We start from the raw sequence: 8,953 nt of genomic DNA on the forward strand, positions 1-8,953 counted from the left end.
GACGACCCTCCGCACGCGGGGGTAAGCCGCAAAGGCCCCCAGTTTGTTCCATATCGGGGCGAGGGTCTCCACCGCCCGCTTGGCGAACGCCGGGAACTGGTGCTCCCAGAAGCTCCTGAGCACGGGGTCGTTCGCGACCCTGGGCAGGGTGGCCGCCCGCACCTGCTCGCTGGACAGCAGCGGCTCCAGGGAGAGGACGGTCTGCCCGCCCACCCGCGCCAGGGTGAGCAGTGCGTTCTTGAGGATGTGCTCCATGCGGTATCCGACCCCGGCGGGGAAGAGGTCGCGGAGCATGTCCACGAACGCGCCCACGGCCTGCTCCTCCATGCCCGGCGGTGCTTCGAGCAGGTTGAAGCCCCGCGGCCGGTCGGTGTCCCGGAAGTGGAGCACGTGCACGCGGTCGGCCACCCCCTCGGGCAGCCTGGCGAGGAGGTCGCTCACCGCGTCCCCGTGGGGGTCGATGAAGGTGAACCCCGCGGCGGTGTCGGGGCAGCGCTCCAGCGCCTCGGCCAGCGACAGGCACCAGTTGAGCAGCGTGACCGTCTTGCCGCTGCCCGTCTTGCCGCAGAGGAAGGCGTGCGTGGTGAACTGCTCCAGGGGAAGCCAGATGGGCGCTCCCAGGCGTTCTGGGTGGTCGGAGAACCCCAGCCTTACGCGTTGCTTGCCAGACATGGGGGCAGACACGGGTGATCGCCTGCCTCTCCTCAGCTAGCCAGTTTTCTCAGCGTCGCTTCCAACTTCATCCTCGCCTTAACTTCTTCCACCAGAACCTCTACTCTTCCATCGCACCAGGCTAGGACTCCGGTAGCGCGCCTGCCAGGAAGAGCACGGCGGCCCCGGAGAGGATGCCGCCCGCAAGGTAGGTGTCTTGACGTCCTCCCCCGAATGAATTCGGGGGATTCCCTTAGGTGGAAATCCTCCGAACCCACCCGGGGTTCCCCGGGAATTCCGTGCCCCCTCCTTTTCCTCCGGGGGTTCACGCCCGGTTCCGGTTGGGGTCCGCCTCCGGCCGCGCGTTTCCGCCGGCCCTCACAGGCTCCCCCGCTGGGCCGCGCCAAAACGGCCCGCCCCGGGAGGTTCAAGGGATCACCTGCCCCCTACCCTCCCGGGCGGCGGCGCTATCCGGCCCTCCCCAAAAAAAAGGGCCGTACACCGCGCCGCTAAGCAAACCTGCTTCCTTCTACGTCGCCAACCCGCTCACCGCCTGCGCGATGTTGTCGGCAGCGTTCACGTCGACGTGCTTCTCCCTCCCGCACCGGGGGCACCTGAACCAGCGCCCCTTCGGCCTACTTTTGACCGTCTCCCCGCAGCGCGAGCACGTGAGCGAGGTGAGATCCGGCCTGACGTACTCCACCTCTATCCCCACCAGCGCCGCCTTGTACTCGATGAACTTCTGCAACTGGTAGTACGGCCAGTATTGCAGGCTCCGCCCGTGGTCCTTCCGCTGCTCTCTCCCCTGCGGGAAAACCCACCTGGCACCGGTCAGGTCCTCCATCCGGATCTTCGTGACACCGTGAGCCACGGCGAACTCGACGAGCCTCCGGCTCACCTTGTGGTTCACGTCCGTCACCCAGCGGTGCTCTTTGTCTCCCAGCCTCTTTAGGGCACGGTTGGCGCCGGCCTTCTGCAGCTTCCTCCGCAGCCTGGCGTAGCGCCTGCGGACGTACGCCAGTTCGCCGCCGGAAAAGAAGAGCGTCCGGCCCTCCACGGAGGCCACCAGCAGATCCACCATGCCCAGGTCTACGCCCATGACCTTCTCCGGCCCCTGCCTCCGCCCGGTAGCCACCGCCAGGCTCAGGTGGACGTACCAGTCCCCGCCGCGCCTCACCAGCCGGGCCACGCCCTGCCTGGCCCTGCCTTCGAGCAAAAGGTTCAGGTACCGCTCCTGGTAGGGGGCCACCGCCACGGGCACGCCCACCCGCTTCTCCAGCGCGGGGAAGGACACCTTCCACACGGCTCTGCCGTCTCTGGAAAACTCCCTCTCCACGCGGAAGTTCTGGTTGTTGAAAGTGGGCCAGAGGCGCTTGAAACGCTTCGCCTTCTTTTTGGCCCTGATGTCCCGGATGGCTTGGTTAAGTACCGCCGCTGGCAGGGAGTCCGAGATCCCGGCCGCTTCCTTCGAGGTCCTGGGCCGCTCCTTCTTAGGCAGGCTCAGATATCGGTTTGCAAACTCCGTCACCCGGTCGGCCATCAGTTGGTACATTTCCCGCTTGGCCTTCGTAGGCTCGTGCAGCTTGAGCTTGAGCGTCACCGCTTGCTCCACCGCGCTCACCTCCTCCCCCGGTCCTCCAAAAAACAGAAAGGCCGCGCGGTGTGCGCGACCGTCTCCGTCTCTCTCTGCCGCCATTCATCCCCCGATTGAAAATCGGGGGCATTCTGGCAGGGTTTTTGTAAAGCAAAGGAGAACACCTCCAAAAAAGAAAAACCCGGTGGAAAGCCGGGCGAGTTTAAAGTTCCTTCACAGCTTCAAGAAGGGCTTCTTTCAATGCGCGGCGCAGCTCGGACGCGAGCGCTCTGTCGCCCGCCCTGTCGATGGCCTCAAAGATCTGGGGAAGGTTTCGGATGGCGCCGTCGGCCACCTTGGCGGAACGGGTGGCCGCCATGCCGAGTTTCCGGGGCTGTCCTTCGCACAGGGCATAGATGCCGCCGAAGCCGTACACGGCGTAGCCCGCCTGCCTCAGAGTGCGGGCCACCGAGCGCACTTTGAGCCGATTCTCCAGAAGGTCTCTTCCGTAAAGCTGCGCCGCCAGCTCTCCCGTGGGCACGCCGTCAGGGAACCGCTTCTCCAAAAGGTCCAGCATGACACCGGCCAGACTACCGCCCCTCGGCCTGCGCACCGCCCTCACCTCCTTCCCAAAAAAAAAAAAAAAGGCCCCCTTCCTAGCGCCCGTCCTTTTCTTTGCCTTTGACCAGCTGCAGCTTCGGTTTTCCGCCTTCCAGAAGCTCGAAGATGTTGGTTATTCTTTTTAAGGCCATTTCCAGGGCGGTCCTCAGCACCTTGAACACGGTCGTGTCCACCACGGCGTCGCCGATGTCCTCAAAATCCGGGCCGCCGCGCACCCTGGAGGCGGCCAAAAGCTCGTCGGAATACCGCTCCTCCAGTTTTTTGAGCAACTCGGAGAGCTCAAAGGCCGCTGTCTGCGCTTTCTGGGCCAAAACTCTGAACTCCTCCTTCCGGACGTCGAAGCGCGGCCTCGGCCTCTCCCTCTCCTTTTTCAATTCGCTGCGTGCGTGGTCGAGCCACCGCTGGAGCCTCTCCACCTCCTCCTCCAGGGCGCGGACCTTGGCCTCCTTCCTCTCCTTTTCCTGGGCCACCTCGCGGAACCGGCCCTCGAACCATTCCTTTTCCCGCAGGAGCTTGGCCGCCTCGGCGCGGGCCGCCTCCAGTTCGGCCTCCAGGGCGGGGTCGGGCCTGTACACCACCTTCTCCACCACCTGCGGGGGCCGGGAGGCGAGTTCCTTGAGTTGGCGCTTCAATGCCTCCACCTCTCCCTCCAGGCGGGCCTTTTCGGCGCGGGCCGCTTCCAGCTCGCGGGCCAGATCCTCCCCACCGCCCCGGTCCTTCAGGCGGGCGAGTTCCGCCGCGAGCCTCTTCTCCCTGGTCTCGGCCTCGCGCTTTTCCTCCTCCAGCCTCACCAAGGCCTGCCTCAATTCGGCGGCCTGCCTCTCGGTCTCCGCCCTGACCTCCGCCTCGATCCTGCGGCGGAGTTCCCTCGCTTCGGCTTGCTTCAACCCGGCAACTTTCTCCCCCAGGACCTCATACAACTTTTTCTGCGTCTCCGGGGAAAGGAAAGCCAATTCGTAGGCCGCCGTGGTACCCAGCTTGCCGGAGGCCACCAGGGATTGGAGTTCCGGGATGAGGTCGTTGAGTTTGTCGAGCTGTTGCGTCCGTCTTTCCGTCAAACCAATTAATTGCGAAATTTTTTCGTGTTTTTCCTTACCATCACTGTCATTTTCTGGCCTCCCACGTTTGACCCCATACTGCTCCTTCAGCACCCTTATCAGCCTGGCCACCTGCATGTCGTTCAGCTGGCGCCTCAGCAGGTTATCCTTGATGAGCAGGGCCACGGCCTCCGGGCTTTCGGGGTCAACATCCTTGATAATTGCCGGGACGTGGGAGAGGCCCAGTTCCCTCGCCATCTCCCACCGCTGGTGGCCGGCCAGGATGGTGTAGTCGCAGGCCAGAATCAGCGGGGTCGCGATGCCGTTCTCCCGGATGTCCTCCAGCATCTCCTGCCTGATGGCGTCCGGTAGCGGGTCGGGAAAGAACTCCGCGCTCTTCGGGTGCGGCTTTAAAAGCTCGACGGGGACTATCGTCACCACGAAAACCACCTCCAGAAAAAAAAGAAACCCGGCCAATTTGGCCAGGTTTTCCGAAAATTGCCTTGTTGACTCAGAACTCCACGCTGTCCAAGCCGCCCGCGTTACTGCTGGGAGAACCGCCAGCAGGCCCCGTTCCGCCCTCGGCGGCCAGCGGGTAGAGTTCCTTGAACGCGGAGCGGGCCTCCCGCACCTCTTCGTCGGAAGCGTCCCGCACTTTCTCGAAGACGAGCCTGGCGGCGCGGCGCCCCTCGCGCTTCTTCAGCCGCACGCGGGTCACCACCCGGCAGGGGTGCGTTCCGGCTTTCCCCTCGCCCCCCTCCCCGTACGCAACGGAGTTGACGTACCTGACGAGGCTACCCAGTTGGGACGAAGGCATGTCGAAGTACCAGAGCTCGCGGGAAAGGTCGGAGGGCACGAAGTACACGCGGGCCGAGAGGGGGCACCTGCGGCATTCCTCGCAGGAAATTTCCGTCTTCATGTCGACCAGCCTGCCCACTTTCCCGTCGCGGCTGAGGCAGGCCACCCTGCCATCCTCGAACCTCGCGCGGCGCGGCTCCACCTTCGCCAGGAAACCCTCGATGGAGTTTTCCGCCCTGCCGTCGGGAAAGTCGAACGTGCCCGCCTCGTGGTTGAGCGTCAGGCGGGAAACCGCGGGTCCCTCCGGCAGGACCTCGAGCATTTCTTCCAACTCGCGGGCCAACTCCTCCTCGAGGCCGTCGCTCAGCGCGCCAGTTCCGGGAGCGCCTGTTCCTTCCCTCCCTCCGTTCCGCGCCTGGGTTTCGGGAGGCCGGCGGACCTCTTCTCCCGCCCCTTCCGTCTGGACGCTCCACGGGCCGCGCACGACGGGCCTCACAGCGCCTCCCATGTAAGGGGCGAGGTCTTCCACGGTCACTCTCTTCTCCACTTCCCATCAACTCCTTTCCGTTTCTTCCTTGCCGAGCATCCACGGCGGCGGCGCCACGGTGCGCGCCACGTCCCGCTCCAGGTAGGGCCACGCGGACGTGTCCGGGCCGGGTATGGCAAGCAGGCACGCCAGTTCGGAACTGTTCATCAGCAACCTTTCCCCGGCTAGCCCGGCGGCCACGCGCTGGTCGGGGGCGAAGCGGCCCGACATCTCGAGGCGGTTGTGGCCGCCCAACCTCCTCAGATTTGCTACGGCGTCTTTCACGGCCTGCTCGGCGGCGCCCGGCGGGCCGCCCCGCGCGGCCACCCTCACCGTGACCTCAAAGGCGCGCTCGGGCGGGCGGAACCTGTCCCGAACTTCTTCCGCCAGTGCTAATTGCGAGGGGCGGAGGACCTTGAGTTCCTTGTACTTTTGCACAGCACTGCTCTTGCTGGCGGAGTACCCCCCGCTGTTCTTGCCGCCGAGGGCGGGTGAACTCAGGGCTTCCTTCACCTGCGCCGCCAACTCCGCGAGGGAGCCGCTCCCCGGGAGCATGCCGGAGAGCTTTGCCGCCTCGCGTTCGGCCCGCGCGAGGACTTCCTCGGTCGGGCGCGCCCAGAAGCACACGTCGAGCACCGCCTCGTGCGCGGCGTGCTTGCCCGCCCCCAGGGCCGACAGGGCGGCCGCCAGCGAGGACGGCTTGCCGTCGAGCCGTGCCAGCGGTAGCCACGGCCCGCCCTTGGCGTAGAGCTCGGCCGCCGCCCCGCCCTCCCACGAAGTCACGGGGCTGGCCGCGGGCGACAGGGACACTTTGGGGTACACCCCCGCAAAGGCGCTCCTCACCGCCCCGGCTTCCCCGGGCGGACAGCCGAAATAGAGCGTCACCTTGCCGCCCGAGACGTGGGCCAGGAAGCGGTACGACAGCGCCGGGGAGAGCCGCGGCGTGCCCGCGCGCTTTCTCGGCTCCGGCAGGCGGCACGGGAATTCCCGCGCGGCCTTCCAGTCGTACTCGTAGTCGTTGGCGGGCATGACCTTGAAGTACTCCCTGGGGTCGCCTTTCCCCTTGCGGCTTATGGAAGCCAGCAACCCGTTCAGAAAGCGCATTTTTCTCAACTCCCTTCGATTGCTCTCGCGGCGGCCCGCAGCAGTCCTGCCAGCGCCCTGCGGAGGTCGGTGGCGAAGTGCCCCGCACCCTCCCCGACGGCACCGGAAAGGCCTCTACCGTCCCCGGGCGAGGGGACCGCGCCGACCACGTCTGCCGCGTGACTCCAACCGAGCCACAGAACCGTTAGCAGGAGGAGCGGCCTCACCAGCCACGCCTCGAGGGCGTCGCCTGTGACCACCACCGGGGGCACGGGCAGCCGGAACCTCCGCGGCAGGGGCCACAGCAGCGGCACGGGCTGCGGGTTGAGCATGTCCAGCAACAGATGGCTGAGGTACCCCGCGAGGAAGCAGAGGGCCACCCCCCACGGGGCGGCGCCGCCCGCGACCCCCGGGGGCAGCGCGGCGAGCAGGCGCGCGGCGGCCCACCACGAGGCCAGGGAGAAAGCTGCCGCGGCCAGGAGGCCGTGCGTCGCCCCCCGGTGGCCGAAGAGAGCGTGCACGGCGTCGGACACCAGCGGCACCCTCTTCCCCAGGAAACTGCCGGGGTGGTCGACATCGGGCAGGAGGCCGCCCAGCGCGCCGGCCCCGGCGGCGAGCCACGCCGGCGCGGCGCCCGCGGGTAGTGCTCCCGCCACCAGGAGAGCGGCGGTTGCCCCGCCGAGGGCGTGCGTCGTGGCCATCACGCCCGCGCACCCCCTTTCAGGGCCGCCGCAACGGCGAACCACGCTGTGGCGGCCAGCGCCGCGGCGAAGCCCGCGGCGACGGCCGCGGCGCGCTTCCTCTCCGGCACCGGGCCAGCGGCGTCCGCGGCGTCGCACAGGAACCACAGCACGCCCGGCAGGGCGAGGAAAGCGAACGAGCACAGCTTCGGCCAGGGCAGGACGTAGCGGGCCACGCCGAGGAATATCGCGTACACCGCCACCACCGAACTGATGTTGCGGAAGAGCACGGCGGGCACCTCCCGAGAAAAAAGAAAGGACCCAGTACCGTTAGTTACCGGGTCTCAGAGCGTTCTGGCCAGGGCCACGAGGAAACGCTTCAAGAAGCGTCTTATGGCTTGTGCTTCCTTTTCCGCCTGCGCCTCCTCAAGGGCCGTGAGGATCGTGCGGAAACCTCCCATGATACCGAAGGCTATCCGGCTATTCCGCCCCACCACGATTTTCAGCTTTTCAGGCTGGCGGTCGCAGAGCGCTACCCTTCCCTTTCCGAGACCATGGGCACTATATCCATATTTGCGAAGTGTACGGAGAGCCCTGTAGAGCCTTTGGCGGTTCTCCAAAGTATCCTTGTTGAAAATGAGAGCCGTTAACTCCCCCGTCGGAAAGCTACCGGGGTAACGTTCCTCTAGCGCTTCCAGCACCCGATCGGCAAGCGTACCCTCCGCTGGCCTTCTCCTTTCCCTTTTCTTGGGCACCCCCTATCACCTCTTCTCTTCAAAAAAATCTCGAAAAAAGAAGAAGGCCGGTTTTTCCGGCCTCAATCCTTTTTGACTAGCTTCAGCTTGGGCTTTCCCGGCTCGAGGACATCCCAGATCTCAGCAATCCAACTTGCTGCCAGATCAAGACAGGTTCTGAAGGTCGTGTAAACAAGTGCATCGAAAGTTACCTCAGTCATCCTCTCTATATCGTCACCGGGCGTACCCCGCACCCGAGCAGCCGATAGAAGCCGCTCCGCATGCTTTTCCTTGATATCCTTCAGCGCGGTGGCCAGGCCCGCGGCGTGCTCGTTAGCCTTGTCCATCAAAGCGCGGAACTCCTGGTGCTCCTTTGACCACTGCGGGGGCTTCGGGCGCTCCTTTTCTTTCTTCAGTTCGCTACGCGCGTGGTCGAGCCACCGACGGAGTTTCTCCACCTCTTCCTCCAGAGTGCGAATCTTTGCCTCCTTCCTCTCCTTCTCCCGGATCACATCATGAAGTCGGCACTCGATTCTCTCCTTCTCCTGAAGAAGCTTGGCGGCCTCAGTACGGGCGGCCTCGAGTTCCGCCTCCAGGGCGGGATCGGGCCTGTACACCACCTTCTCCACCACGCGCTCCACGGGCCGCTCCTCCAGCTCCTTCAGCCGCGCCTTGAGTCTCTCCAGCTCGCCTTCCTTCGCCTCCAACCCGGCCAGGCGGCGGGCAAGGTCCTCCTTCTCGCGCCTGGCCGCCTCCAGTTCGCGCCTCAGCTCCTGGGCTTCTTTGACCGAAAGCCCGGCCAGGCCTGCTTCCCCCAGGACGCGTAAAAGTTCTTCCTGCTCCTCCGGGGGTAGGAAAGCCAGGGAATAGGCGGCTGTCTGGGAAAGCCTGCCCTGGGAAACAAGATCCTGGAGTGCGGGGATCAGGTCGTTGAGTTTGAGGAGGCGCTTTGTTGTCCTTAAATCTTCTTTTATGGCCCTGGCTACGTCAGCCAAAGTTTTCCTCTCGTGAGGATCATTTTGGTCCTCACGATAAGCTGTCGCCCCGTGAGGGACATTTTGTCCCTCACGATAAACTACCGTCCCCTTTGGGTTTGCGCTCCCTTCCCTCACCCCCCAGTACCTCCTCAAAAACTCCGCCCTCCTGGCCTTCCTGATGGGGTCGTCCGTGTCCCTACGCTCGTCATTGTCGGCAATGAGCAAGTACTCCAAGTACTCCGAATCGCCGCCCACGATTTGAACGGGTACGTG

The 8,953-nt window shown here is 65.1% G+C and carries 9 protein-coding genes and 1 pseudogene; all 10 read right to left on the reverse strand.

Translation table 11 applies throughout. The features are described from left to right. The coding region (locus G454_RS0113955) for a type IV secretory system conjugative DNA transfer family protein (RefSeq protein ID WP_027719093.1) at nucleotides 1-672 on the reverse strand (672 nt) is incomplete at its 3' end. A gap of 508 nt (nucleotides 673-1,180) precedes the next feature. Further along, nucleotides 1,181-2,263, reverse strand: a complete 1,083-nt coding sequence (locus tag G454_RS0113960; protein WP_051276473.1) for an RNA-guided endonuclease TnpB family protein — start codon at nucleotides 2,261-2,263, stop codon at nucleotides 1,181-1,183. 184 nt (nucleotides 2,264-2,447) lie between these two features. Continuing rightward, nucleotides 2,448-2,837: a hypothetical protein gene (locus G454_RS0113965; protein WP_027719095.1), complete on the reverse strand. Its 390-nt coding sequence runs from the start codon at nucleotides 2,835-2,837 to the stop codon at nucleotides 2,448-2,450. A 43-nt stretch (nucleotides 2,838-2,880) separates the two neighbouring features. Continuing rightward, complete coding sequence (locus G454_RS20560; protein WP_156896822.1) at nucleotides 2,881-4,323, reverse strand: ParB/RepB/Spo0J family partition protein; 1,443 nt, start codon at nucleotides 4,321-4,323, stop codon at nucleotides 2,881-2,883. A 70-nt stretch (nucleotides 4,324-4,393) separates the two neighbouring features. Next, nucleotides 4,394-5,227 (reverse strand): hypothetical protein, encoded by an 834-nt coding sequence (locus G454_RS0113975; protein ID WP_156896823.1) that lies wholly within the window; start codon nucleotides 5,225-5,227, stop codon nucleotides 4,394-4,396. A 6-nt stretch (nucleotides 5,228-5,233) separates the two neighbouring features. Beyond that, the gene (locus tag G454_RS0113980; protein ID WP_027719097.1) at nucleotides 5,234-6,310 is read right to left on the reverse strand and encodes a hypothetical protein; all 1,077 of its coding nucleotides are present in this window, start codon (nucleotides 6,308-6,310) and stop codon (nucleotides 5,234-5,236) included. 5 nt (nucleotides 6,311-6,315) lie between these two features. Continuing rightward, on the reverse strand, nucleotides 6,316-6,990 hold the full coding sequence (locus tag G454_RS20565; protein WP_245574422.1) for a metal-dependent hydrolase: 675 nt from the start codon (nucleotides 6,988-6,990) through the stop codon (nucleotides 6,316-6,318). Further along, the gene (locus tag G454_RS0113990) at nucleotides 6,990-7,259 is read right to left on the reverse strand and encodes a hypothetical protein (protein ID WP_027719098.1); all 270 of its coding nucleotides are present in this window, start codon (nucleotides 7,257-7,259) and stop codon (nucleotides 6,990-6,992) included. The genes G454_RS20565 and G454_RS0113990 overlap by 1 nt, the downstream gene beginning before the upstream one ends. Nucleotides 7,260-7,313: 54 nt before the next feature. Then, entirely contained in the window at nucleotides 7,314-7,724 is a 411-nt protein-coding gene (locus tag G454_RS0113995; protein ID WP_027719099.1) for a hypothetical protein, read from the reverse strand. Nucleotides 7,725-7,786: 62 nt separating this feature from the next. Continuing rightward, nucleotides 7,787-8,953: pseudogene (locus G454_RS21860) on the reverse strand (hypothetical protein); the annotation flags it as partial.

The sequence above is a fragment of the Desulfovirgula thermocuniculi DSM 16036 genome (assembly GCF_000429345.1).
Classification (GTDB): Bacteria; Bacillota; Desulfotomaculia; order Desulfotomaculales; family Desulfovirgulaceae; genus Desulfovirgula; species Desulfovirgula thermocuniculi.